This is a genomic window from Novosphingobium sp. SG707 (assembly GCF_012275515.1).
Lineage (GTDB): Bacteria > Pseudomonadota > Alphaproteobacteria > Sphingomonadales > Sphingomonadaceae > Novosphingobium.
Map to the genome: position 1 here is coordinate 588,372 of NZ_JAAZQL010000002.1, position 25,821 is coordinate 614,192.

At 63.3% G+C, this 25,821-nt stretch carries 27 protein-coding genes and 1 tRNA gene; 22 read left to right on the forward strand and 6 right to left on the reverse strand.

The window, feature by feature from the left end; genetic code table 11:
• Nucleotide 1 precedes the first annotated feature (1 nt).
• The 3 genes from FHW92_RS07465 (at nucleotide 2) to FHW92_RS07475 (ending at nucleotide 2,353) form a co-directional block, all read left to right on the forward strand.
• Nucleotides 2–391, forward strand: coding sequence for an acyl-CoA thioesterase (locus FHW92_RS07465; RefSeq protein ID WP_168602613.1), 390 nt, complete (start codon nucleotides 2–4; stop codon nucleotides 389–391).
• A gap of 5 nt (nucleotides 392–396) precedes the next feature.
• Nucleotides 397–1,809, forward strand: a complete 1,413-nt coding sequence (gene lpdA / locus FHW92_RS07470; protein ID WP_168602614.1) for a dihydrolipoyl dehydrogenase — start codon at nucleotides 397–399, stop codon at nucleotides 1,807–1,809.
• Between the two features lie 118 nt (nucleotides 1,810–1,927).
• Nucleotides 1,928–2,353, forward strand: coding sequence for a hypothetical protein (locus tag FHW92_RS07475; RefSeq protein WP_168602615.1), 426 nt, complete (start codon nucleotides 1,928–1,930; stop codon nucleotides 2,351–2,353).
• Nucleotide 2,354: 1 nt separating this feature from the next.
• Here FHW92_RS07475 and FHW92_RS07480 read toward each other — a convergent pair whose 3' ends face one another.
• From FHW92_RS07480 to FHW92_RS07500, 5 genes are all read right to left on the reverse strand, one after another.
• Nucleotides 2,355–2,693: a PilZ domain-containing protein gene (locus tag FHW92_RS07480; RefSeq protein ID WP_349237655.1), complete on the reverse strand. Its 339-nt coding sequence runs from the start codon at nucleotides 2,691–2,693 to the stop codon at nucleotides 2,355–2,357.
• Nucleotides 2,694–2,809: 116 nt separating this feature from the next.
• Nucleotides 2,810–3,502 (reverse strand): LrgB family protein, encoded by a 693-nt coding sequence (locus FHW92_RS07485; protein WP_168602616.1) that lies wholly within the window; start codon nucleotides 3,500–3,502, stop codon nucleotides 2,810–2,812.
• Nucleotides 3,495–3,812 carry a CidA/LrgA family protein gene (locus tag FHW92_RS07490; RefSeq protein ID WP_168602617.1) on the reverse strand — a complete coding sequence of 106 codons (318 nt, stop codon included), beginning with the start codon at nucleotides 3,810–3,812 and terminating at the stop codon, nucleotides 3,495–3,497. Before FHW92_RS07490 ends, FHW92_RS07485 begins: the two co-directional genes overlap by 8 nt.
• Before the next feature lie 26 nt (nucleotides 3,813–3,838).
• Nucleotides 3,839–5,179 carry a HAMP domain-containing sensor histidine kinase gene (locus tag FHW92_RS07495; RefSeq protein ID WP_168602618.1) on the reverse strand — a complete coding sequence of 447 codons (1,341 nt, stop codon included), beginning with the start codon at nucleotides 5,177–5,179 and terminating at the stop codon, nucleotides 3,839–3,841.
• Nucleotides 5,176–5,862 carry a response regulator transcription factor gene (locus FHW92_RS07500; protein WP_246869993.1) on the reverse strand — a complete coding sequence of 229 codons (687 nt, stop codon included), beginning with the start codon at nucleotides 5,860–5,862 and terminating at the stop codon, nucleotides 5,176–5,178. The genes FHW92_RS07495 and FHW92_RS07500 overlap by 4 nt, the downstream gene beginning before the upstream one ends.
• 65 nt (nucleotides 5,863–5,927) lie before the next feature.
• Between FHW92_RS07500 and FHW92_RS07505 the strand changes: the two genes are divergently transcribed.
• From FHW92_RS07505 to FHW92_RS07530, 6 genes are all read left to right on the forward strand, one after another.
• On the forward strand, nucleotides 5,928–7,025 hold the full coding sequence (locus FHW92_RS07505; RefSeq protein WP_246869994.1) for an efflux RND transporter periplasmic adaptor subunit: 1,098 nt from the start codon (nucleotides 5,928–5,930) through the stop codon (nucleotides 7,023–7,025).
• A 3-nt stretch (nucleotides 7,026–7,028) separates the two neighbouring features.
• Nucleotides 7,029–10,106 carry a CusA/CzcA family heavy metal efflux RND transporter gene (locus FHW92_RS07510; protein WP_168602620.1) on the forward strand — a complete coding sequence of 1,026 codons (3,078 nt, stop codon included), beginning with the start codon at nucleotides 7,029–7,031 and terminating at the stop codon, nucleotides 10,104–10,106.
• On the forward strand, nucleotides 10,099–11,337 hold the full coding sequence (locus FHW92_RS07515) for a TolC family protein (protein ID WP_168602621.1): 1,239 nt from the start codon (nucleotides 10,099–10,101) through the stop codon (nucleotides 11,335–11,337). Before FHW92_RS07510 ends, FHW92_RS07515 begins: the two co-directional genes overlap by 8 nt.
• An 82-nt stretch (nucleotides 11,338–11,419) precedes the next feature.
• Nucleotides 11,420–11,686 (forward strand): hypothetical protein, encoded by a 267-nt coding sequence (locus tag FHW92_RS07520; protein WP_168602622.1) that lies wholly within the window; start codon nucleotides 11,420–11,422, stop codon nucleotides 11,684–11,686.
• Nucleotides 11,687–11,765: 79 nt separating this feature from the next.
• Nucleotides 11,766–12,515, forward strand: coding sequence for a phosphatidylserine decarboxylase (locus FHW92_RS07525; RefSeq protein WP_168602623.1), 750 nt, complete (start codon nucleotides 11,766–11,768; stop codon nucleotides 12,513–12,515).
• 41 nt (nucleotides 12,516–12,556) lie between these two features.
• On the forward strand, nucleotides 12,557–13,342 hold the full coding sequence (locus FHW92_RS07530; protein WP_168602893.1) for a phosphatidylcholine/phosphatidylserine synthase: 786 nt from the start codon (nucleotides 12,557–12,559) through the stop codon (nucleotides 13,340–13,342).
• On the opposite strand, the gene FHW92_RS07535 is transcribed toward FHW92_RS07530, so the two are convergent.
• The gene (locus tag FHW92_RS07535; protein ID WP_168602624.1) at nucleotides 13,287–13,607 is read right to left on the reverse strand and encodes a hypothetical protein; all 321 of its coding nucleotides are present in this window, start codon (nucleotides 13,605–13,607) and stop codon (nucleotides 13,287–13,289) included. The two genes, FHW92_RS07530 and FHW92_RS07535, sit on opposite strands and share 56 nt — an antisense overlap.
• A gap of 423 nt (nucleotides 13,608–14,030) precedes the next feature.
• On the opposite strand from FHW92_RS07535, the gene rpsB reads away from it, so the two are divergent.
• The 13 genes from rpsB to FHW92_RS07600 all read left to right on the forward strand — a co-directional run bounded on the left by rpsB (nucleotide 14,031) and on the right by FHW92_RS07600 (nucleotide 25,804).
• Nucleotides 14,031–14,786, forward strand: a complete 756-nt coding sequence (gene rpsB, locus FHW92_RS07540; RefSeq protein ID WP_168602625.1) for a 30S ribosomal protein S2 — start codon at nucleotides 14,031–14,033, stop codon at nucleotides 14,784–14,786.
• A 109-nt stretch (nucleotides 14,787–14,895) separates the two neighbouring features.
• Nucleotides 14,896–15,822, forward strand: coding sequence for a translation elongation factor Ts (gene tsf / locus FHW92_RS07545; RefSeq protein WP_168602626.1), 927 nt, complete (start codon nucleotides 14,896–14,898; stop codon nucleotides 15,820–15,822).
• A 171-nt stretch (nucleotides 15,823–15,993) separates the two neighbouring features.
• On the forward strand, nucleotides 15,994–16,707 hold the full coding sequence (gene pyrH / locus FHW92_RS07550) for a UMP kinase (protein ID WP_168602627.1): 714 nt from the start codon (nucleotides 15,994–15,996) through the stop codon (nucleotides 16,705–16,707).
• A gap of 15 nt (nucleotides 16,708–16,722) precedes the next feature.
• Nucleotides 16,723–17,286, forward strand: coding sequence for a ribosome recycling factor (gene frr / locus FHW92_RS07555; protein WP_168602628.1), 564 nt, complete (start codon nucleotides 16,723–16,725; stop codon nucleotides 17,284–17,286).
• Nucleotides 17,287–17,348: 62 nt separating this feature from the next.
• Nucleotides 17,349–17,993 carry a polyprenyl diphosphate synthase gene (gene uppS, locus FHW92_RS07560; protein WP_168602894.1) on the forward strand — a complete coding sequence of 215 codons (645 nt, stop codon included), beginning with the start codon at nucleotides 17,349–17,351 and terminating at the stop codon, nucleotides 17,991–17,993.
• A complete protein-coding gene (locus FHW92_RS07565) occupies nucleotides 17,980–18,726 on the forward strand; it encodes a phosphatidate cytidylyltransferase (RefSeq protein ID WP_246869995.1) in 747 nt (248 codons plus the stop codon). Before uppS ends, FHW92_RS07565 begins: the two co-directional genes overlap by 14 nt.
• The gene (locus FHW92_RS07570; RefSeq protein ID WP_168602630.1) at nucleotides 18,727–19,881 is read left to right on the forward strand and encodes a 1-deoxy-D-xylulose-5-phosphate reductoisomerase; all 1,155 of its coding nucleotides are present in this window, start codon (nucleotides 18,727–18,729) and stop codon (nucleotides 19,879–19,881) included. It abuts the gene before it with no gap.
• A gap of 24 nt (nucleotides 19,882–19,905) precedes the next feature.
• Nucleotides 19,906–21,006: an RIP metalloprotease RseP gene (rseP, locus tag FHW92_RS07575; protein ID WP_168602631.1), complete on the forward strand. Its 1,101-nt coding sequence runs from the start codon at nucleotides 19,906–19,908 to the stop codon at nucleotides 21,004–21,006.
• A 285-nt stretch (nucleotides 21,007–21,291) separates the two neighbouring features.
• The gene (gene bamA, locus FHW92_RS07580; RefSeq protein WP_168602632.1) at nucleotides 21,292–24,027 is read left to right on the forward strand and encodes an outer membrane protein assembly factor BamA; all 2,736 of its coding nucleotides are present in this window, start codon (nucleotides 21,292–21,294) and stop codon (nucleotides 24,025–24,027) included.
• Nucleotides 24,027–24,707 carry an OmpH family outer membrane protein gene (locus tag FHW92_RS07585; protein ID WP_168602633.1) on the forward strand — a complete coding sequence of 227 codons (681 nt, stop codon included), beginning with the start codon at nucleotides 24,027–24,029 and terminating at the stop codon, nucleotides 24,705–24,707. Before bamA ends, FHW92_RS07585 begins: the two co-directional genes overlap by 1 nt.
• A 20-nt stretch (nucleotides 24,708–24,727) precedes the next feature.
• Nucleotides 24,728–25,207 (forward strand): 3-hydroxyacyl-ACP dehydratase FabZ, encoded by a 480-nt coding sequence (fabZ, locus tag FHW92_RS07590; RefSeq protein ID WP_168602634.1) that lies wholly within the window; start codon nucleotides 24,728–24,730, stop codon nucleotides 25,205–25,207.
• Nucleotides 25,208–25,298: 91 nt separating this feature from the next.
• Complete coding sequence (gene rpmE / locus FHW92_RS07595; protein ID WP_168602635.1) at nucleotides 25,299–25,532, forward strand: 50S ribosomal protein L31; 234 nt, start codon at nucleotides 25,299–25,301, stop codon at nucleotides 25,530–25,532.
• A gap of 195 nt (nucleotides 25,533–25,727) precedes the next feature.
• Nucleotides 25,728–25,804: transfer RNA gene (locus FHW92_RS07600), tRNA-His, on the forward strand.
• Nucleotides 25,805–25,821: the final 17 nt, after the last annotated feature.

The following is a 25,821-nucleotide window of genomic DNA, read 5'->3' on the forward strand; positions in this document are numbered from 1 at the left end:
GATGGAGGCCTTGACCCTGCGCCCCGCCACTGAACCGGTAATCCGGGTCACCGCGATGCCCGCCGATGCCAACGCCTATGGCGATATTTTCGGCGGGTGGCTGCTGTGTCAGATGGATATGGGGGCAGGGCTGCTGGCCGCGCGGCATTCGCGCGGCCGGGCCGTGACCATCGCCATGAATGGCGTGCAATTCCTCAAGCCGGTCAAGGTCGGCGATGAGGTTTCGGTCTATGGTGAAATCCGCAAGGTGGGCCGCTCCTCGATGACGATTGCCATCGAGGCATGGCGGCGCGACCGTTTTCAACACGAGGCGCAAAAGGTGACCGAAGCGAGCTTCACCTTTGTGGCTGTCGATGACGCCGGGCGGCCCCGCCCGGTGGTTCAGGAGTAAACAACGTGGCTGAAGCGTATGATGTGATTGTTCTGGGTTCGGGCCCCGGTGGCTATGTCGCGGCGATCCGCTGCGCGCAACTGGGCCTCAAGACCGCGATTGTGGAACGCGAAAATCTGGGCGGCATCTGCCTCAACTGGGGCTGTATCCCGACCAAGGCTCTGCTGCGCAGCGCCGAGGTGTTTCACCAGATGCAGCATGCCAAGGCTTATGGCCTATCGGCCACGGGCGTTGCCGCCGATCTGGCCGCTGTGGTGGCCCGTTCGCGCGGTGTGGCCAAGCAGCTCAATCAGGGCGTCACGCATCTGATGAAGAAGAACAAGGTTGCCGTCCACATGGGGACCGGCAAGCTGCTGGCCCCCGGCAAGCTGGAAGTGACCGGCGAGAAGGGCGCCGAGACGCTGACCGCCAAGCATATCATCGTGGCGACCGGCGCGCGTGCGCGCGATCTGCCCTTTGCGCCTGCCGACGGCAATCGCATCTGGACCTATCGCCATGCGATGACGCCCAAGGAAATGCCGACCAAGCTGCTGGTCATCGGTTCGGGCGCGATCGGCATCGAATTTGCCAGCTTCTACAATGATCTGGGCGCGGACGTCACGGTGGTCGAAATGGCCGACCGCATTGTTCCGGCCGAGGACGCCGATGTCTCGGCCTTCCTTGAAAAGTCGCTGACCAAGCAGGGCTTCAAGATCCGCACCAAGACGGGTCTGGAAGGTCTGGTCGCCGACGCCAAGGGCGTGAAGGCCAAGATCAAGGCCCCCGACGGCAAGGTGACCGAGGAAGAGTTCAGCCATGTGATCGTGGCCGTGGGCGTTGTCGCCAATACCGAGAACATCGGTCTGGAAACGCTGGGCATCAAGACCGACCGCGGCATCATTTCCACCGACCCCTATGGCCGCACCGGCGTCAAGGGCGTTTGGGCGATCGGCGACGTAACGCCCGGTCCCTGGCTGGCGCACAAGGCCAGCCACGAGGGCGTGACGGCGGCCGAAGCCATCGCGCAGGAACTGGGCAACAAGGACGTGCATCCGCATGGTCTTGACCGCCGCAACATTCCGGGCTGCACCTATTGCCACCCGCAGGTGGCCAGCGTCGGCCTGACCGAGGCCAAGGCCAAGGAAGCCGGTTACACGCTCAAGGTCGGCAATTTCCCCTTCATCGGCAATGGCAAGGCCATCGCCCTGGGTGAGCCGGAAGGCTTCATCAAGACCGTGTTCGATGCCAAGACCGGCGAATTGCTGGGCGCGCATATGATCGGCGCGGAAGTGACCGAGTTGATTCAGGGCTATGTGGTCGGCAAGACGCTGGAAACCACCGAGCAGGAATTGATGAACACCGTCTTCCCGCATCCGACCCTGTCGGAAATGATGCATGAGGCGACGCTGGCCGCCTATGGCCGGGCGCTGCATATCTGATCGCGGGCATCACCATTGGCAAAAGGGGCGGGAAGCGAAGGCTTTCTGCCCCTTTTTTGTTGCTCACCGTATTTTTACGAGGTTTGCCGTTTAGGGTTAGCGCGTCATTAACCAAGCCTTGTTAGACCTTGCGGGCGAGGTGCTAGTGATGTTCAGCCTGTTCGATACTGTGGGTTCGATGCTGCGCAATCTGTTTGCGCTGGGCTTTGCCGCGTTCTGGGGCATCTCTTCGATGATGTTCGATCTCAAACAGATTGCGGATATGGCCTGGGCCTCGACGGGGGGAATGCTGCTGGTTCTGGGGCTGGTGGGGGCCGGGCTGTTCGTCGGCTTTGTCGCGCTGATCCTGCATCTGCGCGATCGCGGGCGCCACAGGGCGGCGGCATCGCAGAGCAGGGCCGATGAGGCAGGCGATTGGGACCCGGATCAGATCATCGCCTGCCATCTGGCGCGCCGTTCCAGTATGATGCCGCGGCCGGTGGCGGTGCCTCGCGCGGTGCGACACCCGCTTCCGACGCGCCGATTTGGCCGCAAGACCCGATAATTCAGCGCGTCAGGCTGCGCGTGACATGGGCGAACACCGCCTCGTGCAGCGGCGCGGCAAAGGCGCAGCCGATCGCGCCATCCTTTTGCCAGACGATCCGCGCCGAGAGCATTTGCAGGCCGGGAATGCGGATGCGCAGGGGCTGACTGGGGTCCGCCTCGCCAAAACGGTTAATGCGAAAGCCACCCGGTGACAGTTCGTCCAGCGTAACACGGCGCCATTCGGCCATGCCCTGTCGCACTTCGCAAACGGCGGTCAAATCGACGCGCTGATTGTCTCCGCGGCCGCCCTTGCCGCCGGAATCCGATTTTCCAAAATTATGATAACCTTGTCTATTCACGAAAATCAGCCTCCATCGCGCGCCGGATGATAGGCGTAATAAGTTAATAGGGCGGAAAGTTTTACCGCGCGCCCGCTCGGTTCGCCTCGGTTTTGGCAGCAACTGCCGGGAAAAAATTAACCACGCAGAAACCAAAGAGCCAATGGCGCGAGCGCCAGATTGAGCAGTCCGGTCAACACCATCGCCAGCCCCGCCACGGCCCCCACGCGCGGGTTGAGCGGTTGGACCTGTGCGGTGCCGATGGCATGGGCGGCCACGCCGATCATGGCCCCTTGTGCCGTTCGCCCCGAGGGGATGCCGCGCTTCACCGCTGCTTCGCCCAACAGCGCGCCGAGGATGCCGGTGGCGATCACAAAAACGGCGGTGATATCCGGCATGCCGCCGATTTCCGCCGAAATCGCCATGGCAAAAGGCGTGCTGACCGAGCGGGGCAGCAGCGAGAGGCGCAGCGGCCCATCAATGCCCAACACGCCCGCCAGCGCCCAGCCCGAGATGAACGATGTAGCGCTGCCCGTAATCATCCCGGCCAGCAATGAACGCCAATAGCGGCGGATCATCGCGCGCTGGTCATAGATCGGCACCGCAAAGGCCGTGACCGCCGGGCCCAGCATCCACAACAGCCATCCCGCTCCGGCGCGGTAAGTGGAATAGGGCACATGAAACACCAGCAAAATCAGCGCGATCCCCAGCGGCGCCGTGATCAGCGGCATCAGCCACCAGCGCGGCCGCCGCCGATGCACGGCGCGGGTTACCGCAAAACTGGCCAGCGTGATGGCTGACCACAGGGCAGTTGCGGCCCAATCAATCATCGGCGCGTGCCACCATCTGCACCACCGCGCCGGTCACGACCATCACCAAAACGGTGCCAATGGCCACTGCCAGCATCAGGCGGACCCCCAACATGCTGACAAATTCGCGATGCTCGATCAGAACCGGCACGGCGGGTACGAAAAACAACAGCATCCGCCCCAGCAGGCCTTGCGCCCCATCGCGCAACTGCCCCGGTTTGATCCAGCGCCGATGCAGCGCGATCAGGATCAGCGCCAGACCGATCACACTGGCGGGCAGGGGGGCATGGGTCAGGCGGGCGGTGAATTCGCCAGCGCCATAAAAAGCCATGATCAGAGCAATTTGCCAGATAGTCCTCATGTCAGTTCTGCCACCAGGCCGCCGCCGGGCGGCGAAGAAAGCCTGAGCCGCAATCCATAGGCTTCGGCAATGTCGCGGGCGATGGCAAGGCCAAGGCCGCTGCCCGGCATATCGGCGTCGAACCGGCTGCCGATCTCGCAGGCGCGGGCGATCTGCTCCTCGCTCATCCCGGGGCCGTCGTCTTCCACGCGGATGCGCGGCCCTTCGGCGATGGTCAGCACCACGCGGCGCCGAGCCCATTTCCCGGCATTGTCCAGCAGGTTGGATACCAGTTCGGACAGGTCCACCGGGTCGATCGCCATACGCACGGGCGCGGGGGCCGACAGGTCAAAGGCGCAGTCCGGATGCAATTTGCGCATGGCCGAGAGAATGGGCAGCACCGCCTCGGGCAAATGGCTGACCCGCAGCGAGGCGCGGGCGCCCGCCGCCGAACGCGTGCGCGCCAGGCGAAAGTCGATCTGCTGCACCATCACATGCGCCTGATCGAGCAGCGCGCGCGCGGCTCTGGCGCTCTCGGGCTGGCGGGCGAGCCTTTCGGCCTCGTCGGTGATGACGGCCAGCGGCGTGCGCAGCCCATGGGCCAGATTGCCCGCCTCGACCCGCGCGCGTTCGATCACCGCCTCATTGCCCGCGATATAGGCGTTGAGATCCTCGACCAGAGGCGCGATTTCCGAAGGATAGGCGCCTTCAAGCCGGGCACTGGTGCCTTCGCGCAATTGACCGATGGCCGTGGCCAGACGGTTGAGCGGGCGCAGGCCGAACATCACCACCGCATAGCCGGTGATCAACAATGCAGCCGCCAGCGCGGTCAGCCACAGCGTCAGCTCGCGGGTGAAACTGGCGATGGCCTGATCCAGATAGCGCTTGTCGACCGCGATGACGTAATGGACGATCCGCCCGTCGGGGGTGAACCCGGTAAAGCCATAGGCGATGGTCTTGCCGGTGGGGCCATTGTCGATGGAATGGAAAATCTCCGGCGAATGGGCGATGTCCTCGTCAATCACGCCGCGCACCATCGAGGCCGAATGGATGCGGTCGCCCTTATGCACCGAAACCTGCCAGTAATAGCCGGACATGGGCTCCAGATAGCGCGGATCGGACAGCGGGCGCGAGAGCGAGAGATGGCTGTCCTTTGAAATGTTCACCAATCCGGCCAGTTCGCGCACATGGCCATAGAGTTCGTCATGATATTGTGCCTCGATATGGCGGGTGAACACGCGCGTGGCCGAATACCAGATACCGCCGATGCCCAGCGCCACCCACAGCAGGATCGCCAAAAGAAACCGCAGCCGCAGACTGTGCGCGGCAAAGCGGGCGGGGATCAGCACGCGCTTCATGCCTCAAACCTGTAGCCAAGCCCGCGCAGGGTCTTGATCCGCGCCGTGCCCACCTTGCGCCGCAAACGGCTGACCAAGACCTCGATGGCGTTCAGGTCGCGCTGGGCGTCAAGGTCATAGAGATGTTCGAGAATGTCGCCTTGCGAGAGCACCTGTCCGGGGCGGCGGACAAAGAGTTGCAGCAGGCGGAATTCCTGTTTGGACAGCGCTAGAGCTTCCCCATCCACCTCGGCATTGCGCCCCACCGGATCGAGCCGCACGCCGCCTGCCTCGATCCATTGCGCGCGCTGGCCGCTGTGGCGGCGCAGCAGCGCATGGAGCCGCGCCAGCAATTCCTCGAACCGCACCGGTTTCACCACGAAATCGTCGGCCCCGGCGTTCAACCCCTCCACCTTGTCCTGCCAACTGCCGCGCGCGGTCAGGATCAGCACCGGGCAATCGACCCGCCGCCCCCGCCAATAGCGCAGCAGATCCAGCCCGTTGCCGTCGGGCAGGCCAAGGTCGAGGATGATCGCGGCGATCTTGTCCAGATCGGGCCAGCCTTCGCCATCGGCCTGCGACCCGGCGACATCCACGGCAAAGCCCGCATCGCGCAGGCGATTGCTCAGGCGGCTTGCCAATTCGCCGTCATCCTCGATCAACAACAGCCGCAAGCCGCGAGTCCCCATGTCTGTATGTTTCATGACTATTGGACCTGCCACACGAAACTGACAAGTTCCTGTCAGCTTTGTGCGCCATGGCGGCGGCCATGATGCGCAAAAACTCCCTGTTGGCCGCTGGTGCCGCACTCGCCCTGCTTTCCGCCTGTTCGCGTAGCGCCGAAGAGGCCGCGCCCGAAGCGCCCAGCCCCAAGGGCGATCTGGTCGCGCTCAGCGATGCGCAGGTCAAGGAACTGGGCATTACGGTCGAGCCCGCGCAGGGCGATGCGCCGATCCCGCTGGCCAGCGTGCCGGGCACGGTGTCCCTTCCGCCTGAGGCGCGGGTGGCGGTGACGTCTCCCTTTGGCGGCACGGCGGTCAAGGTGCTGGTGATTCCGGGGCAGGAGGTGGCGCGCGGCGCGGTGCTGGGCGTGGTCAAGGCGGCCGAATCGGTGCAGTTCAGCGGGGCGATGGCGCGTTCGCAGGCCGAATTGCCCGTGGCGCAGGCCAATGCCGCCCGCCTCAGCCAATTGGCCAAGGAGGGCGTGATCGCCCCCTCGCGCGCCGAGGAAGCGGTGGCGAACCTGCGCGCGGTTCAGGCGACCTTGGCGGAAAACCGGCGTCTGCTGGCGCTGGGCGGCGCCTCGCGCGACGGCACGGTGACTTTGCGCTCGCCCATCGCGGGCCGCGTGGCCAGCGTCAGCGTGGAAACCGGCGGCGCGGTCAGCACCGATGGCGCGCCCTTTGTGGTGGAAAATATCGCGGCGCTGCGGCTCGATCTGCAATTGCCGCAAAGGCTGGCGGGGCAATTGCGCCCCGGCATGCCGGTGGCGGTGGAGCAGGACGGGCGGCGCGTGACGGGCAAATTGCTCTCCGTGGGCGCCTCGCTCGACCCGGTCACGCGTTCTCTGGTCGCGCGGGCCAGCGTGGCGGGCGATGCGGGGCTGGTGCCGGGCAAGGGCGTGACGGCGATCATCGAGGCAGCAGGCGAAACGACCAAGGGCGTCAGCGTTCCGCGCACGGCGGTGGCCAATGTCGATGGCAAAGATGTGGTCTTTGTCCGCGACGGCAAGAATTTCCGCCGTCAGGTGGTCAAGGTCGCGGGCGAAAGCAGCGGGCGGATGGTGATCGGCAGCGGGCTCGACGCCCATGCGCAGGTGGTCACCAAGGGCGTGGCCGAACTCAAAGCCATTTTCGCAGGGGCCTGATCCATGCTGCGCAAACTGGTCGAACGGGCGCTGACTGCGCGGATGGCGGTGCTGGCGATCGCGCTGGCGCTGGCGGGAACGGGCATCTGGTCCTTTCTCAACCTGCCGATTGACGCCTTTCCCGATATTTCCTCAACCCAGGTCAAGGTGATCCTGAAGGCCCCCGGCATGACGCCCGAAGAGGTGGAGAGCCGCGTGGTGGCCCCCATCGAAATGGAAATGCTGGGCATTCCGCATCAGACCGTGCTGCGCTCTGTGGCCAAATATGCGATTGCCGACGTCACGATCAATTTCGACGACAGCACCGATATTTACTGGGCGCGCAATCAGGTAAACGAGCGGCTGACGGGCGTGATGGGCAATCTGCCCTCGACGGTCAGCGGCGGTCTGGCCCCGATTGCCACGCCTTTGACCGACATGTTCATGTTTACTATCGAAGGTCCGCAGGATCTGGCCGAAAAGCGCCGGGTGCTGGACTGGGTGATCCGGCCTGCGCTGCGCACGGTGCCGGGGGTGGCCGATGTGAACGCGCTGGGCGGTCTGGCCGAAAGCTATGAGGTGGTGCCCGACAATCAGGCGCTGGCCGCGGCGGGCCTGACGGTCAGCGATCTGTCGGCCGCCATCAACACGTCGAATCGCAATGATGGCGCGGGGCGTCTGGTCGCGGGCGAGGAGGCCCTGATCGTGCGTTCTTCTGGCGCGATCCGCAATGTGGCGGATCTCTCGGCGGTGGTGGTTAAGAGTTCGACGGGCCGCGTGGTGCGCGTGGGAGACGTTGCCAAGGTGCGGATCGGCGCGCTCACCCGCTATGGCGCGGTCAGCCAGGGCGCGCGCGGCGAGGCGGTCGAGGGCATTGTCATCGGCCTGCGCGGCGTGGATGCGGCCAAGATCGTCGATGGCGTGAAGGCGCGGATCGAGGAATTGAAACCCAGCCTGCCCAAGGGCATGAAGATCGCAACCTTCTATGACCGGTCCGACCTGATCGAGCGCGCAGTGGGCACGGTCGAAGAGGCGCTGATCGAGGCGACCTTGCTGGTGGTCGTGCTGCTGCTGCTGTTCCTTGGCGATGTGCGCGCCTCGGTGATCGTGGCGCTGGCGCTGCCCATGGCGGTGCTGCTGACCTTTATCGCGATGCGCGCGGTGGGGCTGACTGCCAATCTGATGAGCCTTGGCGGCCTTGCCATTGCGGTGGGTATGCTGGTCGATGGCGCGGTCGTGGTGGTCGAAAATGTGGTGGAGCGGATGAATGATCCGCGCCATGCCGGGGCGGGGCGCCTGCACAATGTGTTCGTCGCCGCCGCCGAGGTCGCCACGCCTGTTGCCAGCGGCCTTGCCATCATCGCGCTGGTGTTCCTGCCGCTGCTGACGCTGGAAGGGCTGGAAGGCAAGCTGTTTGCCCCTGTGGCGCTGACCATCGTGCTGGCGCTGCTCTCGGCGTTGCTGCTGGCGCTGACCCTGGTGCCGGTGCTGTCTTTCTTTGGTTTGAAACCGGGGGATGCCCATCATGAACCTTGGCTGATGCGGCAATTGTCGCCGCGTTATGGGCGGCTGCTCGACTGGGCCTTTGCGCATCGGTTGCCGGTGTTCATCACGGCGGGCCTGTCGCTGGTGCTGGCGGTGGTGGCCTATCAATCGACCGGCAAGACCTTTTTGCCGACGATGGACGAAGGCTCGGCCATTGTTCAGCTCACCAAGCTGCCCTCGATCTCGCTGCGGCACAGTATGGAAATCGACCATGCCGCGCAAAAGGCGATCATGTCCAAAGTGCCCGAGGTGACCAATGTCATCTCGCGCACGGGGTCGGACGAACTGGGCCTCGACCCGATGGGGCTGAACGAGACGGACAGTTTCATCACCCTGAAACCGCGCAGCGAATGGCGTGTGGGCGACAAGGAATGGGTGGTCAATGAGATCCGCAAGGCGGTGGCCAATCTGCCCGGCGTCCAGACCAGCTTTACCCAGCCCATCGAGATGCGCATTTCCGAAATGCTGACGGGCGCGCGCGGCGATCTGGCGATTAAGATCTTTGGTCCCGACAGCGCCGAACTGGGCCGCCTTGCGGGTGAGGTCCAGCGGCGGCTCCGCGCCATTCCCGGCACCAGCGAGGCGCTGACCGTGGCCAATGACAAGGTGGACTATCTGCAGATCGACATCGACCGCACGGCGGCGGGCCGCGTGGGCATGCCCATCGACACGCTTCAGGACGCGATGCGTTCCGAACTGGAGGGTGTGCGTTCGGGCGTGGTGGCCGAAGGGCTGCGCCGGGTGCCGATCCTGATCCGGGGCGAGGGCGAGGCTGCCAATCCCGCCGGCTTTGCCGACCGCCTCTATCGCAGCCCCACCGGCCAACTGGTGCGCGCCAGCGACGTGGCCAAGGTTGAGCGCACTGAAGGCCCGGTCAAGGTCGAGCATGAAAACGGCTCGCGCTTTGCCATGGTGCAGGCCTTTGTCGGTGGGCGCGATCTGGTGGGCTATGTGCAGCAGGCCAAGGCCGATATCGGCGCCAATGTGAAACTGCCGCAGGGCTATCGCATCGTCTGGGGCGGACAGTTTGAAAACCAGCAGCGCGCCTCGGCCCGGCTGATGGTGGTGCTGCCGATTGCCTTGCTGATGATCTTTGTCGTGCTTTACGCGACTTTGGCCTCGGTGCGGGCCTCGTTGCTCATTCTGGTCAACATTCCTTTTGCGCTGGTGGGCGGCATGGTTTCGCTGGCTGCCTCGGGCGAGTATCTCTCGGTGCCCGCCTCGGTCGGCTTCATCGCGCTGTTGGGCATCGCCGTGCTCAACGGCCTGGTGATGGTCAGCTATTTTCGCCAATTGCGCGATGGCGGTCTCGATCTGGCCCAGGCGGTGCGGGTGGGGGCAAAGCGCCGCCTGCGCCCGGTGATGATGACCGCCACGATTGCCGCCTTTGGCCTTGTGCCCTTGCTGTTCGCCACCGGGCCGGGCTCGGAAATTCAAAAGCCGCTGGCCATCGTGGTGATCGGCGGGCTGATCACCTCCACTCTGCTCACGCTGGTGCTGCTGCCGATCCTGTATGAACGGTTTGGCGAAACCCGCGCGGAGAAAGCCGATGCGTAAGTTTTTCTCTCTCGCCCTTTGCCTGATGCCGCTTCCCGTGCTGGCGGCGGCGCCGGAACCGGGCCTGCCCGATCCGGCCGCCGTGGCGCAGGCTCTAGCCAGCCACCCCGGCGTCGAGGCCGCCAATGCCCGCACCCGCGCCGCCGAGGCCGAATTGCGCGTGCTGGAGCGCGGGCCTTATGATTACAATCTGCAGACTTCGTACAATAGGCGCTCGATTGTTCAGGAAAGCGTCTATGACGAGTTTGAGGCCCAATTGACCAAAGGCGTGCGCTGGCCGGGCAAGGTGCGGCTGGACCGCGAGATCGGCCAATATGGCCTGACCGCGCAAAAGAATCGCGCCGAGGATACCCGCCACCAGACCGCGCTGATGCTGGCCGATTACTGGTGGGCGTGGCTCTCGGCCGCGGGCGAGGCCGAGGTGGACCGGCAGAGCGTGGCCAATTACCAGACGCTGCTGTCGGCGGTGAAGCGCCGGGTGGAATTGCGCGATGCCTCGGTGCTGGAGGCAGATCAGACGGTGGCGGCGCTGGAAGCGGCGCGGCTGGCCGCCGAAAGGTCGAGCGGGCGTGAGAAGGTCGCGCGCAGCCGGTTGCAGGCCCAGTTTCCCGCCATGACGCTGCCCGACCATGCCGAGGCAATACCGGTACCCCATGAGCCTGATGGAGGGCTGACGCATCTGCGGGATCTGGTCTTTGCGCGCAGCCATGAGATCGCCGCCGCCGAGGCAACCGCCCATATGGCAGACGCCAGCGCCGAACGCGCCCGCGCCGACCGGATTGCCGATCCGCAGGTGGGCGTGCGCGTCTTTTCCGACAAGGGCGGGATCGAGCGCGGGGCAGGGCTGATTTTCATCATGCCCTTTGGCAATGGGCGGCGCAGCGCTCTGGCCGATCAGGCCGGGGCCAATGCCGCCGCCGCCGGGGCCGATCTGCAGGCTGTGCGCCGGACTTTGCAGGAAACCGCCGATTCCGATCTGGCCGCCGCGCAGGCCGCTTTGCACGCATGGGAGCGCGCTGATGCGAGCCGCCGTGCGCAGGAGGCCGCGCTGGTCAAGGTGCGCCGCGGGTTTCAGGCGGGCGCGCTCGACCTGTCCGAACTGCTGCTGGCCGAGCGTCAGACGCAGGACGCCGCGCGGGCCGAAAGCATCGCGCGCGGTGACGCCCATGCCGCCATTACCCGGCTGCGTATCGACAGCCATCACCTGTGGATTGGCGATGACGAGGACTGATTGATCTCGACTTCTGTTTTGGCGCGTTTTCGCAAGGCACCAGATGTTTCATCTGGTTCGAAAACGCTCTAGGCGCGCAGGCATGGCCAAGAAAAAGCGATATCTGACCGCCACCATGCCCGACGGCTATGTCAAGCGGATCGGTCCGACCAGCGACCGCTTTACCCATTACTGGCGCATCGTGGCCGAGCTGGCCAATGGCAAGACCGAGGTGTTCTGGGGCCATACGCGCTCGCTGGGCGATGCCACGCGGCTGAAGGCGGCGGCGGGCGATGGGGCGCGGATGCGGGGCTGGAAAAGCTATGTGTTCGAAATCGCCGAACTGGTCGAGGAACCGGTGGGCGAATAGTGCAGCCGGGGCAGACAACTGGGGGTAGGCGCGACGCGATGCTTGCAGCGCCGCCTTCCTGCGCCTAGAGACACAGGCTATGCCCGGAGAAATTCTTGATAACCAGGGGCGTGGCACTGCCGGATGGCACTGGCCCGCCGTACACCCCGAAGCGCGCAAATTCGCTGCGGTTTCTGCCCTTGCCTGCCTGATGGCGGCGCTGATGGGGTGGAGCTTGCTGGCATGGCCGCTCGGTATTTTAACCTATGGGATTTGCGCGTTTTTCCGCGATCCCCTGCGCGTGACGCCGCGCGGCGACCGCTATGTCGTAGCGCCCGCCGATGGCCTCATCACGCTGATCCAGAAGGTGGCCCCGCCGCGTGAACTGGTGATGGAGGACGGCACCGGAACGCCAGGACTGCCCGATGCCCTGGTTACCCGCGTGTCGATTTTCATGAGCGTGTTTGACGTTCATATCAACCGCGCGCCCATCAACGGCACCGTTTCGCGCGTCATCTACATTCCGGGCAAGTTCCTGAACGCCGACCTCGACAAGGCGAGCGAAGAGAATGAGCGTCAGCATATCCTGATCGATCGCGGCAATGGCACGATGATCGGCTTTACCCAGATCGCGGGCCTTGTTGCCCGTCGCATCGTGCCTTTCGTCAAGCCCGGCGACATTATCGGGGCGGGCCAGCGCGTCGGCCTGATTCGTTTCGGCAGCCGCGTTGACGTTTATCTGCCCGAAGGCACCGAGCCCAAGGTTCTGCTGGGCCAGCGCACGGTGGCCGGGGAAACAATTCTGGCCGAAATCGGCGACGTTGGCCTGATCGAGGGCGTCAGCCAGTGAGCGATGGGCCAGTGAGCGGTGACGAGCGTCGGCAAAAGCGGATGCCCGGCGGGCTGACGTTGCGGGCGCTGGCGCCCAATGCGATTACCTCGGCGGCGCTGTGCTGCGGTTTGACCGGCATCCGCTTTGCCATTCAGGGGGAGTGGGAAAAGTCGGTGCTGGCGGTGATTCTGGCCGGGGTGCTTGACGGCATTGATGGCCGTATTGCTCGCCTGCTCAAGGCACAGTCGCGCTTTGGCGCGGAACTTGACAGTCTGGCCGATGCCATTTCCTTTGGCGTGGCGCCCGCGCTGATCGTATTTCTGTGGTCGCTCAAGGATGTGCCGCGCCTTGGCTGGTTTGCCGCGCTGGCTTTCGCGATCTGCATGGCCTTGCGCCTTGCCCGTTTCAACGCCCGCATCGACCTGCCCGATGAGCCGCGCAAGCAGGCCGGTTTTCTGACTGGCGTTCCCGCGCCGGTGGGGGCAGGGCTGGCCTTTTTGCCGATCTATCTTTGGATTGCCAGCGGCGGCGAAGCTTCGGGCGATCCGATTTTCCGCGATCCGCGTATCGTTGGCGTCTGGTTGGCCTTCAACGCCTTCCTGCTGATTTCGGCCATCCCCACGCTCAGCTGGAAATCGCTGCGTCCGCGTCGATCGGTGCGCCTTGAACTCATTGCCCTGTTCGGCATCGTCTTTGCCGCTTTGCTCAGCGAGCCGTGGTTTACGCTGGTGGGGATCTGTGTTGTTTATCTGATGCTGATACCGGTCGGGCTGGTGATGTATATGCGGGTCAGGCGGCCGCGTGGCGCAAAGGCGCATGAAGTGCGCGGCGAGGCTGGGGAATAAGCGCGATCGGTGCGACGGCGGGGCGCTCGCCCTGCGTCGCCGGGATCGGGGTTGCCGCAGTTTGCGCAGGGGCCGCCAGTCTTTCCCAATCGGCCGCGTCGGCCTCTCTCAGGGTGACGCGCAGCACGCTACCCGCTTCGAGCCGCTTTACCTCGGCGCTGAGCTGACGCCACGCGGGCATGAAGGACCGCGCACTCTGGATCAGGGAGGCGATAACGAGGGCGGCTATCAGGCCGGTCATACCATTGATCGCAAGAGTCAGCATCGCGGTATAGTCCTTTGTCCATCGGGCGGGATCGTCGATTGCGTTGACGACCGGCCTTGCGTACAACATGTGGATAACCAGTAGGAGTTTGAACGGTTCCTCTCTGGATGTTCCCTAGTTCCGTTCTGTTGGCAATTTGTTCCATACCTGTTCCGTTCGGTCAAGCGCTTTTTGCGATGAACCGAGGATTCTTTGCGAAGATTGCGCCCGGTCCCCTCCAAAATGGCGCTGGATTATTTCTCGAACTGGGGCTAAGGGCGCGGCACCTGATCTATGGAGGGATTCGCGCTTTGCGGGTTTCACAAAGGTCGGGCCAACCCACATGGGACGCATCTTCACCGGTGCCGCAGCGGGAATTCGGGCCATCATGGCCTTGGCCGCACGGTTCCAGCGTCTCAGAGGAACAACCGGAAGGACATATTTATGGCGGCTCCCGTCGTTACGATTCAGCAGCTCATCGAAGCCGGTGCCCACTTCGGCCACCAGACCCACCGTTGGAACCCGCGCATGAAGCCGTATATCTTCGGCGCGCGCAACGGCATCCACATCCTCGACCTGTCGCAGACCGTGCCGCTCTTCAGCCGCGCTCTGGAGTTCATCTCGGCGACCGTTCAGGCCGGTGGCAAGGTTCTGTTCGTCGGCACCAAGCGTCAGGCCCAGGAGCCCATCGCTGAAGCTGCTCGCGCTGCCGGTCAGCACTTCGTCAACCACCGCTGGCTGGGCGGCATGCTCACCAACTGGAAGACGATCAGCCAGTCGATCAAGCGCCTCAAGACGCTGGAAGAGCGCCTGTCGAGCGCCACTTCGGGTCTGACCAAGAAGGAAATCCTTCAGTTGACCCGCGAGCGCGACAAGCTTGAACTGTCGCTGGGCGGTATCCGCGACATGGGCGGCATCCCCGACGTGATGTTCGTGATCGACGCCAACAAGGAAGAGCTGGCGATCAAGGAAGCCAACGTGCTGGGTATCCCGGTCGTCGCCATCCTCGACTCGAACGTTTCGCCCGAAGGTATCGCTTTCCCGATCCCCGCCAACGATGACGCCTCGCGCGCCATCCGCCTGTATTGCGATGCTGTTGCCGCTGCTGCCACCAAGGGCAACCGCGCTGCTGTGGTCGCTTCGGGCGCGGACATCGGCGCGATGGCCGAGCCGGTTGCCGAAGAAGTGATCGAAGGCTGATAAGCCTTTGGAACGGGGTCTGAAAATGGCCCCGTCACAAAATTGGAACGCGCCGGGTCCATGTGGCCCGGCGCAACTGTATAAAACTCTTGTCTAAGGACTATCGGACATGGCCTTTACTGCCGCCGACGTGAAGAACCTGCGCGAACGCACTGGCGCTGGCATGATGGATTGCCAGAAGGCGCTCAAGGAAGCCAATGGCGACATGGAAGCTGCCGTTGACGCGCTGCGCGCCAAGGGTCTGGCTGCCGCTGCCAAGAAGTCGAGCCGTACGGCTGCCGAAGGTCTGGTGGGTCTGGCGATTGCCGGCACCAAGGGCATCGCGGTCGAAGTGAACTCGGAAACCGACTTCGTCGCCAAGAACGACCAGTTCCAGGACTTCGTGCGCAAGACCACCGAAGTTGCCCTGAACGGCGAGATCACCGACGTCGAAGCGCTCAAAGGCGCTGCCTATCCCGACGGCGGCACGGTTGGCGAAAAGCTGACCAGCAATGTTGCCACCATCGGTGAAAACCAGCAGGTCCGCCGCATCAAGGCCGTTTCGGTTTCCGAGGGCGTGGTCGTGGCTTACATGCACAATGCTGCTGCCCCCAACCTGGGCAAGATCGGCGTGCTGGTCGCTCTGGAAGGCAATGCTCCGGCTGACGTTCTGGAGCCGCTGGGCAAGCAGATCGGCATGCACATTGCCGCCGCTTTTCCGCTGGCCCTGTCGGCTGAAGGTCTCGACGCTTCGCTGATCGAGCGTGAGCGCAAGATCGCCGCTGAAAAGGCCGCTGAATCGGGTAAGCCCGAAGCCGTTCAGGCCAAGATGATCGAAGGCGCCGTGGCCAAGTATGCCAAGGAAAACGCCCTTCTGTCGCAGCTGTTCGTGATGGACGGCAAGACCCCCGTCTCCGACGTTGTTGCCGCTGCCGCCAAGGCTGCCGGCGCCACGATCAAGCTGGTGGACTATGTCCGCTTCCAGCTGGGCGAGGGCATCGAAAAGGAAGAAACCGACTTCGCTGCCGAAGTGGCTGCTGCCGCCGGCCTGAAGTAAGTTTCTTTTCCCTCAGGGAAAGCATGAAGGCTCGTCGGAAACGGCGGGCCTTTTTGTTTGGCCCTTCCGGCTGTTTTCTCTATCGCTGTGTACATTAGTTTTTTCGCGCCCTTGGCACAGGCAGCGCCACGGTATAAGGGCGCTTGCGAAGCATAAGGATAGATCGAAACCATGGCTCAGCCCCAATATAAGCGCGTTTTGCTGAAACTTTCGGGCGAAGTGTTGATGGGAAGCCAGCCTTTCGGCATCGACCCGGAATTCGTGGCCGAAATGGCCGCAGAGGTGAAGGCGGCCAAGGAAAGCGGTCTGGAAATCTGTCTGGTGATCGGCGGAGGCAACATCTTCCGCGGCATGGCGGGCGCCGCCAAGGGCATGGACCGCGCGCAGGCCGACTATATGGGCATGCTGGCCACAGTGATGAATGCGCTGGCGATGCAGAATGCGCTCGAGCAACTGGGCGTGCCCACCCGCGTGCAAAGCGCGATCGAGATGGACAAGGTGTGCGAGCCGGTCATCCGCCGCCGCGCCGAGCGCCATCTGGAAAAGGGCCGCGTGGTGATCTTTGCCGCAGGCGTTGGCGCGCCCTATTTCACGACGGATTCGGGCGCGGCCCTGCGCGCGGCCGAAATGCGTTGCGATGCGCTGTTCAAGGGCACCAGTGTGGACGGCGTCTATAATGCCGATCCCAAGCAGGATCCTGCGGCGAAGCGTTACGATACGATCGACTATGACACTGTTCTGGCCGACAACCTCAAGGTAATGGATGCCAGCGCGGTCGCGCTGTGCCGTGACAACAAGATTCCGATCGTCGTCTTTTCCATCCGCGAACGTGGCAATCTGGCCCGCGTGCTGGCCGGACAGGGCGTTCAGACGATTGTGCAGTAATTCAGGAGAATACCAATGGCTGCTCCCAAATATGACAAGGCTGATCTTGAGCGCCGGATGAAGGGCGCGGTGGAATCGCTGAAGGGCGATCTGTCGGGTCTGCGCACGGGCCGCGCCAATACCGCGCTGCTCGATCCGATCACGGTCGAAATCTATGGCAGCCACATGCCGCTCAACGCCTGCGCCACTGTGGCCGCGCCCGAATCGCGCATGCTGACCGTAACCGTGTGGGATCGTTCGAGCGTGACCCCGGTGGAAAAGGCGATCCGTTCGGCGGGTCTGGGCCTGAACCCGATCACCGATGGTAATACGATCCGTCTGCCGATTCCCGATCTGACCGAGGAACGCCGCAAGGAACTGGCGAAGCTCGCCAGCAAATATGCCGAAGGCGCGCGCATCGCGATCCGCAATGTCCGCCGCGACGGCATGGAGGCGCTCAAGGCCGACGAGAACAAGAAGCTGATCTCGGAAGACGAGCGCAAGCGCTTTGAAACCGAAGTGCAGAAGCTGACCGACGAGGCGATCAAGGGCGCCGACGAAGCCGCCGCGGCCAAGGAAAAGGAAATCCTGGGCAAGTGACCGCTGCGCTGCTTCCTGCTTCTGGCGGGCCCGAACACGGGGTCCGCCATGTGGCCATCATCATGGATGGAAATGGCCGCTGGGCCAAGAAGCGCCATTTGCCCCGCGTGCTGGGGCACCAGCGCGGGGTCGAGGCGGTGCGCCGCCTGATCCGCGGGGTGCGCGGCATGGGGCTGGAGGCGGTGACGCTTTATGCGTTTTCGTCGGAAAACTGGCGCCGCCCGGAACAGGAAGTGTCCGACCTGATGGGGCTGCTCAAGCGCTTTATCATCAGCGACATCGATGAAATCGCGGCCAATGGGGTGCGATTGAAAATCATCGGCGATTACAAGGCCTTGTCGAATGATATTGTCGAATTGCTTGAAGGTGCGATGGCGCGCACGGCAGGCAATCGCGAGCTGACTCTGGCCATCGCCCTGAATTACGGCAGCCAGCAGGAAATCGCCCGCGCGGCAGCGGCAGCGGCGGCCAAGGGCGAGATCACGGCCGAGAGCATTGAGGCCGAGCTCGACACCGCCTGTCTGCCGCCGCTCGATCTGGTGGTGCGCACCAGCGGCGAGGTGCGCCTGTCGAACTTCCTGCTGTGGCAGGCGGCCTATGCCGAAATGTGGTTCACCGACGTCCTGTGGCCTGATTTCACGCCTGACCACCTGGCCCACGCGCTTGGCGCCTTTGGCCAGCGGGAGCGTCGTTTTGGCGGCCGCTGAAGGCGAGGGGGCTGCGGCTCCCAAGAAAAACTCCGATCTCAAGGCCCGCACGCTTTCGGCCATCGTGATGGTGGCGGTGGCGGGTGGGGCGCTCTGGTTGGGCGGTTTGCCTTGGATGGTGTTCGTGCTGCTGATCGCCACGGGCGTGTTGTGGGAATGGAGCAAGCTCTCACGCGCGATTGCGGCAAGCTGGTGGGCGCGGTTGATCTGGCTGGTGGCGGGTGTGGCCTATGTCGGGCTGGCGGCCGAGATGCTGATCGTGCTGCGTGCTGAAGATACGGTGTCTGTGCTGATTCCGGTGCTGGCGGTGATCGCGACCGATATTGGCGCTTATTTTGCGGGACGCACTTTTGGCGGACCAAAGATCGCGCCGAAAATCAGCCCCAGCAAGACATGGAGCGGATTGGTCGGTGGTACGATCGGGGCCAGCCTGGCGGTGGGCGGGGTTCAGGCCTATGCGCTTTGGCGGGCCGCTCGCGAAATGACTGCACTGCATCTTACAAGCACGACATCGCCTTTGGCCATCAACTGGTTGGAGGTGGTCGTTGCAGGTGTGCTGGCCGCCATCATCGCCCAGACCGGCGACTTTTTCGAAAGCTGGATGAAGCGCCGCGCGGGCGTGAAGGATTCCGGCCATCTCATTCCGGGCCACGGCGGACTGTTCGACAGGGTTGACGGTTTGCTCGCGGTGCTGTTCGTTGCCGGAATATTCGGCGCAATAGGAAGATTCTAAGTGCGATCAATATCCGTTCTTGGCGCCACCGGTTCTATTGGCGCCTCCACGCTGGATCTGATCCGCCGCAATCGTGGGGATTGGCGGGTTGTCGCGCTGACGGCCAATGGCAATGCGCAGGCTCTGGCCGCGCTGGCGCGTGAGTTTGAGGCCGAGGTGGCGGTGTGCGCCGATGCCGCTGCGCTTCCTGCATTGCGTGAGGCTTTGGCCGGGACCAATATCGAAGCGACGGCGGGGGCGGAGGCTCTGGTCGATGCGGCGCGGCGCCCGGCTGATATCGTGATGGCCTCGATTGTCGGTTGCGCCGGATTGGCGCCCACGATGGCCGCCATCGAGCAGGGCCGCACCGTGGCGCTGGCCAATAAGGAAGCGCTGGTTTCGGCGGGCGAGTTGATGATCGCGGCGGTGGCGCGGCATGGCACCACGCTGTTGCCGGTCGATTCCGAGCATAATGCGATCTTTCAATGCCTGTCGGGCAATAAGGTCGATCATGTCCGCTGGATAACGCTGACGGCCAGCGGCGGCCCGTTCCGCGACTGGAGCCTTGAGCAATTGCAGAGCGCCACCCCGGCGCAGGCGATCAAGCATCCCAACTGGAGCATGGGCGCCAAGATCAGCGTCGATTCGGCCAGCATGATGAACAAGGGTCTCGAATTTATCGAGGCCTATCATCTGTTTCCCGTGGGCCTCGACCGGCTGCGCATCATCGTGCATCCCCAATCGATCATCCATTCGATGGTCGAATATCACGATGGCTCGACGCTGGCCCAATTGGGGCCGTCCGACATGCGCGTGCCGATCGCCTCGTGCCTCGCCTGGCCGGAACGGATGGAGACGCCGCTCTCGAGCCAGCTTGATCTGGCCGCGATCGGCGAATTGACCTTCCGCGCGCCCGATGAGGTGCGTTTCCCCGCCACGAAACTGGCGCGGCAGGCGGCTCATGCGGGTGGCGGCATTCCGGCGGTGCTGAATGCGGCCAATGAGGTGGCGGTCGATGCCTTCCTCAACGGGCGGATCGGCTTTACCCGCATTCCGGCGATGGTCGAGGATGTGCTCAATGCCTATGCGCCGCCCCCTCCGGCTGCTATTGACGAGGTGCATGAGGTGGATGCGCAGGCCCGCCGCCGCGCCGCCGCCTTGCTGGAGATGGCCTGAACCATGGCGCAGCCGACGATCTTGATGACGATTCTTGCCTTTGCCCTGATGCTGGGGCCGCTGGTGCTGGTGCATGAGCTGGGCCACTATCTGGTGGGCCGCTGGTGCGGGGTGAGGGTGGTGGCCTTTTCGATCGGGTTTGGCCGGGAAATCGCGGGCTGGACCGACCGGCGCGGTACGCGCTGGAAGCTCTCGATGCTGCCGCTGGGCGGCTATGTGCAATTTGCAGGCGACATGAACCCGGCCTCGGCGGGGGTTGACAAGATTCCGCTCGACATCAAGGAGCGCGAGGGCTGGTTCCATTTCAAGCCGCTGTGGCAGCGTTTCCTGATCGTGCTGGCGGGGCCGGCGACCAATCTGATCGTGGCCGTGCTGGTGTTTGCCGCTTTCAATATGGCCTATGGGCGTTTGACGGTGCCGCCTGTGGTAGGGCGCTTCAGCGAGAATTCGGCCGCGCAGGCGGCGGGCGTTCAGTTGGGCGACCGGATCGTGGCCATCGATGGCAAGGCGATTGCGGGGTTTGAGCAGATTCCCGATGCCGTAAAGCCCTTTCCGGGCGAAACCGTGCAATTGCAGGTCGAACGTTCGGGCCATCGCCTGACGATCCCGGTCACGCTGGCCGCCGAAATGATGAAGGACGGGCTGGGCAACAGCGCGCGGATCGGGCGGCTGGGCGTGGGGCGGCCTTTGGGCGATACGGAAGTGACCCATATCCGGATGGGCGTGGTCGAATCCTTTGTGACAGCGGGCGACCAGTCGCTGCATCTGATGGGGCTGATCGCCACGGGCCTGAAACAGATCGTGACCGGCCAGCGCAGCGTGCGCGAGATGAGCGGGCCGATTAAAATGGCGCAATATTCGGGCCAGACCCTGCAATCGGGTTGGTTGCCGTTTGTGTACTTTGCGGCTTTCATTTCAATTAATTTGGCATTCATCAATCTGCTGCCAATCCCGGCGCTGGATGGTGGACATCTGGCATTTTACGTGGCCGAAGCGGTGCGGCGCAAACCCTTGGATGCAAAGAGCCAGGAATGGGCCTTTCGCACCGGGATTGCCTTTGTGCTGGCGTTGATGGTGTTCGTCACCATCAACGATCTGGTGCCGGCGGATCTGTTCGGCCTTTGACGGGGCGGTTTTGCCCGGCCCGCATCGCCGGATGGCGCAAGATGCCTTGAAAGCTGGGCCCGCATCGGGCAGAGGGCGCATGACGCGCAAAAAGGGATGCTGTTTCGGCCGGTTCGTCCGGCGCATGAAACGGGCAAACACGGGGACCGTGCAGCTGGCCGCCTGATGGGGGTCGATTGTCGGGGGCGCATTGACCGATCGGGTGACCGACGGTTGCTAAGGATGGGAAGTACCGTGTCGAAGATGGATCGGAATATGGCTTTCGGGCAGGCAAATACGGATAAGATGACGCGCCTGGGCCAGATCGGCATGGCCTTGCTGGGCACGACGATCCTGGCGGGCGTGCCCCAGATGGCCGTTGCGGCCGAACGTCCGGCGCAAAAGTCCGCCCCTGCGGCCACGGCTGCTGCTCCGGCGGCCAAGCCTGCTGCTACTCCTGCGGCAACCCCGGCGATTGCTGCCCAGCCGGTGGCCACGGTTGCGGCCGAGCCGATCCTGTCGCTGACGGTCGAAGGTGCGCAGCGTCTCGAGCCCGATACGGTCCTGTCCTATATCCAGATGCGCGCGGGCCAGCCCTACAGCGAGGCCGCCGCCGACCAGGCGCTCAAGGATCTTTACGCCACCGAACTGTTTGCCGACGTGTCAGTGCGCAATGATGGCGGCCGCGTGGTGATTACGGTCAAGGAAAACCCGGTCATCAACCGCATCGTGCTTGAGGGCAACAAGCACCTGAAAGAAGACAAGATCAACCCGGAAATCAAGCTGGCCCCGCGCCAGATCTTTACCCGGTCCAAGGTTCGCGCGGACGTGTCGCGCATCATCGAGCTCTACAAGCGTCAGGGCCGTTTCGCCGCGACGGTGGAGCCCAAGATGGTGCGGCTGGATCAGAACCGTGTCGATATCGTCTTTGAAATCAACGAAGGGCCCAAGTCCAAGGTCCGCCAGATCAACGTGATCGGCAATGAGCATTTCAGCCTCAAGGAAATTGAGGCCGCGATGATCACCAAGACCGCGCGCCCGCTGCATATTTTCCGTTCGAACACGTCCTATGATCCGGACAAGCTGGCCTATGACCAGCAGAAGCTGCGCCAGTTCTACCTGACGCAGGGCTATGCCGATTTCCGCGTAGTTTCCGCCGTGGCCGAGCTGACGCCGGACAAGCGCGACTTTATCATCACCTATGTGGTCGAAGAAGGGCAGCGCTATAAGTTCGGCGATGTGAAGGTGGAAAGCCAGCTTCGCGATTTCGACGGCGCGCAATTGGCCAAGCAATTGCCGATGAAGAAGGGCCAGTGGTACAATGCCAAGCTGGTCGAAGACACGATCGACAAGATGAACGAGACGGTCGGTGTGTTCGGCTATGCCTTTGCCGACGCGCGCCCCGATTATCAGCGCGACGCCAAGAACCTGGAAATGGGCGTCACCTTCAACCTTCAGGAAGCGCCGCGCGTGTATGTCGAGCGGATCGACGTGAACGGCAACACGCTGACGCAGGACAAGGTGGTGCGCCGCGAATTCCGTCTGGCCGAGGGCGACGCGTTCAACTCGGTGCAGGTGAAGCGCTCGACCAACCGCATCAAGAGCCTCGGCTATTTCCAGGAAAAGTTCGAGGTCAAGCAGGTCAACGGATCGGCGCGCGACCGCATCATTCTGGAAGCGAACGTCGAGGAGAAGCCGACCGGCGAACTGCAGCTTTCAGCCGGTTATTCCAGCCTTGAAAGCTTCATTTTCCAGGCTTCGATCCGCCAGAACAACTTCCGTGGCCGCGGTCAGACGATCGGCCTGTCGGGCTCGGTCTCGCGCTATTCGAAGAGCCTCGTGCTGTCGTTTACCGAGCCTTATCTGATGGACAAGAATGTCTCGATGGGCATCGACATCTATCGGCGCGATTATAACAACTACAATTATTACAGCTCGAACTCGAATTCGCTGTATCGCAATTCGACCACCGGTTTTCAGGCCCGCCTTGGCTTCCCGGTGACCGAATTCATGTCGTTGGTGGGGCGTTATACGCTCAACTATGACAATGTGTCGTTGGACAAGACGCAATTCTACACGCAGAATACGGCCGGCGTTCTGGCTTGTAATCCGCTGCTGGCGGGCCGCTATCTGTGCGACGCGGAAGGCAAGCGTTTGTCCTCGATCGTCGGCGCCTCGCTGATCTATGACAATCTGGACAATCGCGTGCGTCCCACGCGCGGCCGCTCCGGCTCGCTGGGCGTCGATTTCGCCGGGTTGGGCGGCGATGTGCGCTATGCGCGTATCCGCGCCAATGCCTCGCAGTTCTACCCGCTGGGCAAGGGCTTCATCTTCTCGCTGAAGGGCGAGGCCGGGGCGATCAAGGCGCTGAGCAGCCGCCACATTGACGGCGTGGACGACGTGTTCCTGACCGACCGCTTCTATCTGGGCGAACCGCAGATGCGCGGTTTCGACATTCGCGGCATCGGTCCGCGCGTGGTGCGCAAGCCCTATACCACCGACAGCACGGGCACCTATGTCCTGACCACGGACAAGAATTCCTGGACGCAGGATTCGGTCGGCGGCAAATATTATTATCTGTTCCACGCCGAAGTGGAAATTCCGCTGGGTTCGGGCGCCAAGGAAATGGGCATCCGCCCCTCGATCTTCCTGGATGCCGGCGCGGTCTGGGGCATTACCAAGCCCAATCTGCAGGATTCGACCGCGATTTGCGGCTATGTGGGCTGCTCGATCTTTGTGCCTTCGCGCGATTCCAGCGGCAACGCGCTTTATTCCCAAACCAACACCGACGGCAGCGTGGTCACGACCACCAGCAAGACCAACACTGCAACAGGTGCGGCCAATACCGCGATCGGCAGCAACATCAGCCCGTTCAAGGAATTCTATTACGGCGACAGCCCGCGTCCGCGTATCGCGATCGGCGTTGGCTTTAACTGGAATTCGCCCTTTGGCCCGTTCCGCATCGATATTGCCAAGTCGCTGCTGCACGAAGTGGGCGACGATACCAAGACCTTCCAATTTAACGTGGGAACCCAGTTCTGATGAAAACTTTTGCCAAGATTATCGCTCTGGCCGCGCTGGCTGGTATTTCGCAGGCTGCTCTGGCCGCTCCGGCTGCCAAGCCCGCCGCTGCCGCTCCGGCTGCGACCGCTTCGGCCGGCGTCAACGGCGTGGCGGTTGCCAACCTCGACGCGGTCGTCGCCAATTCGCTGGCCTTCAAGAAGGCGCAGGCGGACCGCGAAGTGACCTACAAGGCGCAGCTTGACGCCGCCAAGGCCAAGGAAGCCGCGCTCAACGCCCAGATCAAGCCGATCGTGGACAAGTTCCAGAAGGATCGCGCCGCGCCCGGCGCCAATGTGAACGCTCTGGCGGCCGCTGCCCAGCAGCAGGTTCAGCAGATCCAGGAACAGGGCAAGGCCGAGATCGAAAAGATCGTCGAACCGGTTCGCCTGTCGGACGCCTATGTGCTTGAGCAGATCATGGACAAGCGCGCCGCCGCCGTTCAGACCGCGATGAGCAAGGCGGGTGTCACGCTGCTGCTCAACCCCGAAGCCATTCTGGCCGCGACCAATGCCTATAACCTCAACCAGCAGATCCTGACCGAGCTGAACACGGCTCTGCCCACCGTTCAGATCGTGCCGCCCGCCGGTTGGCAGCCGCGCGAAGCGCGTGAAGCTGCCGCTCAACAGCAGCAGCAGGCTCCGGCCAACGAGAGCCGCTGAGAAGAGACGAGGGGGATAGGATGAGCGACGATATTGCCGCAGCCGCGGCGCCGCTGACATATGATATTCGCAAGGTTCTGGCGGCGCTGCCTCATCGTTACCCCTTGCTTCTGGTGGATCGGGTTGCCGCGCTGAACATCGGCGAGGACATCCATGCGGTGAAGGCCGTCTCTTTCAACGAGGCGTTCTTTCAGGGCCATTTTCCCGGCCGCCCGATCATGCCCGGCGTGCTTCAGATCGAGGCGCTGGCGCAGGCGGCGGCCATTCTGGCCATTGAAACTCTGGAACTGGCCGGCAGTAACAAGCTGGTCTATTTCATGAGCATCGAGGACGCCAAGTTCCGCGCTCCGGTTGAGCCGGGCGTGCTGCTCGATCTCAAGGTGGGCTTTATCCAGAAGCGCGCGCGTGTGTGCAAATTCTGGGGCAAGGCCGAGATTGACGGCAAGGTGACCTGCGAGGTCAACTTTACCGCGATGATCGCCGACCCGCCCAAGGATTGATTCAACTGGACAAGCAGGCGGTGCGCGGCTATGCGCGCCGCTTCTCATTCAGGCCGGTCGGAACCGGTCGTTTTTTGTGAAAGCGAATGCCATGGCCAAGGCTAACATCCATCCCGATTATCACTTCATCACCGTGCAGATGACCGACGGCACGACCTTCCAGACCCGCTCGACCTGGGGCAAGGAAGGCGACACGCTGGCGCTGGACATCGACCCGACCTCGCACCCGGCATGGACCGGCGGCAACGCCCGTCTGCTGGATCAGGGCGGCCGCGTGGCGCAGTTCAACAAGCGCTTTGGCGGGCTTTCGCTCACCAAGAAGTAAGCGTTTTATGGGGCGCGGCGGGCCTGCACCGGCCTGTCGCGCGCCTGCTCTGCCTTGGGGTATGAGCGAAATGGGCGGTGTGGGAAAAATTTTCACGGAAAAGTGAAAATAACTCTTTCCATCTTCGCCAAGCTGGTGCAAAGGGCCGCTCCCGGCAGGGACGGCGCGGTTGAAAAACCCCGCAAAAATTGTGTGGCGATTATAGCTCAGTTGGTTAGAGCGCCGGTTTGTGGTACCGGAGGTCGTGGGTTCGAGCCCCATTAATCGCCCCATTTTTACAAGCAGCAGC

What these genes read in the sequence shown, in the direction of transcription:
- FHW92_RS07515 (WP_168602621.1), top strand. Translation starts at nt 10,099, where the DNA reads ATGCGTAAGTTTTTCTCTCTCGCCCTTTGCCTGATGCCGCTTCCCGTG.
- rseP (WP_168602631.1), top strand. Translation starts at nt 19,906, where the DNA reads ATGACGATTCTTGCCTTTGCCCTGATGCTGGGGCCGCTGGTGCTGGTG.
- FHW92_RS07465 (WP_168602613.1), top strand. Translation starts at nt 2, where the DNA reads ATGGAGGCCTTGACCCTGCGCCCCGCCACTGAACCGGTAATCCGGGTC.
- FHW92_RS07530 (WP_168602893.1), top strand. Translation starts at nt 12,557, where the DNA reads ATGCCCGGCGGGCTGACGTTGCGGGCGCTGGCGCCCAATGCGATTACC.
- uppS (WP_168602894.1), top strand. Translation starts at nt 17,349, where the DNA reads ATGGATGGAAATGGCCGCTGGGCCAAGAAGCGCCATTTGCCCCGCGTG.
- FHW92_RS07525 (WP_168602623.1), top strand. Translation starts at nt 11,766, where the DNA reads ATGCCCGGAGAAATTCTTGATAACCAGGGGCGTGGCACTGCCGGATGG.
- fabZ (WP_168602634.1), top strand. Translation starts at nt 24,728, where the DNA reads ATGAGCGACGATATTGCCGCAGCCGCGGCGCCGCTGACATATGATATT.
- FHW92_RS07495 (WP_168602618.1), bottom strand. Translation starts at nt 5,179, where the DNA reads ATGAAGCGCGTGCTGATCCCCGCCCGCTTTGCCGCGCACAGTCTGCGG.
- FHW92_RS07535 (WP_168602624.1), bottom strand. Translation starts at nt 13,607, where the DNA reads ATGCTGACTCTTGCGATCAATGGTATGACCGGCCTGATAGCCGCCCTC.
- rpmE (WP_168602635.1), top strand. Translation starts at nt 25,299, where the DNA reads ATGGCCAAGGCTAACATCCATCCCGATTATCACTTCATCACCGTGCAG.
- FHW92_RS07510 (WP_168602620.1), top strand. Translation starts at nt 7,029, where the DNA reads ATGCTGCGCAAACTGGTCGAACGGGCGCTGACTGCGCGGATGGCGGTG.
- frr (WP_168602628.1), top strand. Translation starts at nt 16,723, where the DNA reads ATGGCTGCTCCCAAATATGACAAGGCTGATCTTGAGCGCCGGATGAAG.
- FHW92_RS07485 (WP_168602616.1), bottom strand. Translation starts at nt 3,502, where the DNA reads ATGATTGATTGGGCCGCAACTGCCCTGTGGTCAGCCATCACGCTGGCC.
- FHW92_RS07520 (WP_168602622.1), top strand. Translation starts at nt 11,420, where the DNA reads ATGGCCAAGAAAAAGCGATATCTGACCGCCACCATGCCCGACGGCTAT.
- FHW92_RS07490 (WP_168602617.1), bottom strand. Translation starts at nt 3,812, where the DNA reads ATGGCTTTTTATGGCGCTGGCGAATTCACCGCCCGCCTGACCCATGCC.
- tsf (WP_168602626.1), top strand. Translation starts at nt 14,896, where the DNA reads ATGGCCTTTACTGCCGCCGACGTGAAGAACCTGCGCGAACGCACTGGC.
- FHW92_RS07500 (WP_246869993.1), bottom strand. Translation starts at nt 5,862, where the DNA reads ATGAAACATACAGACATGGGGACTCGCGGCTTGCGGCTGTTGTTGATC.
- FHW92_RS07585 (WP_168602633.1), top strand. Translation starts at nt 24,027, where the DNA reads ATGAAAACTTTTGCCAAGATTATCGCTCTGGCCGCGCTGGCTGGTATT.
- FHW92_RS07505 (WP_246869994.1), top strand. Translation starts at nt 5,928, where the DNA reads ATGATGCGCAAAAACTCCCTGTTGGCCGCTGGTGCCGCACTCGCCCTG.
- pyrH (WP_168602627.1), top strand. Translation starts at nt 15,994, where the DNA reads ATGGCTCAGCCCCAATATAAGCGCGTTTTGCTGAAACTTTCGGGCGAA.
- bamA (WP_168602632.1), top strand. Translation starts at nt 21,292, where the DNA reads ATGACGCGCCTGGGCCAGATCGGCATGGCCTTGCTGGGCACGACGATC.
- rpsB (WP_168602625.1), top strand. Translation starts at nt 14,031, where the DNA reads ATGGCGGCTCCCGTCGTTACGATTCAGCAGCTCATCGAAGCCGGTGCC.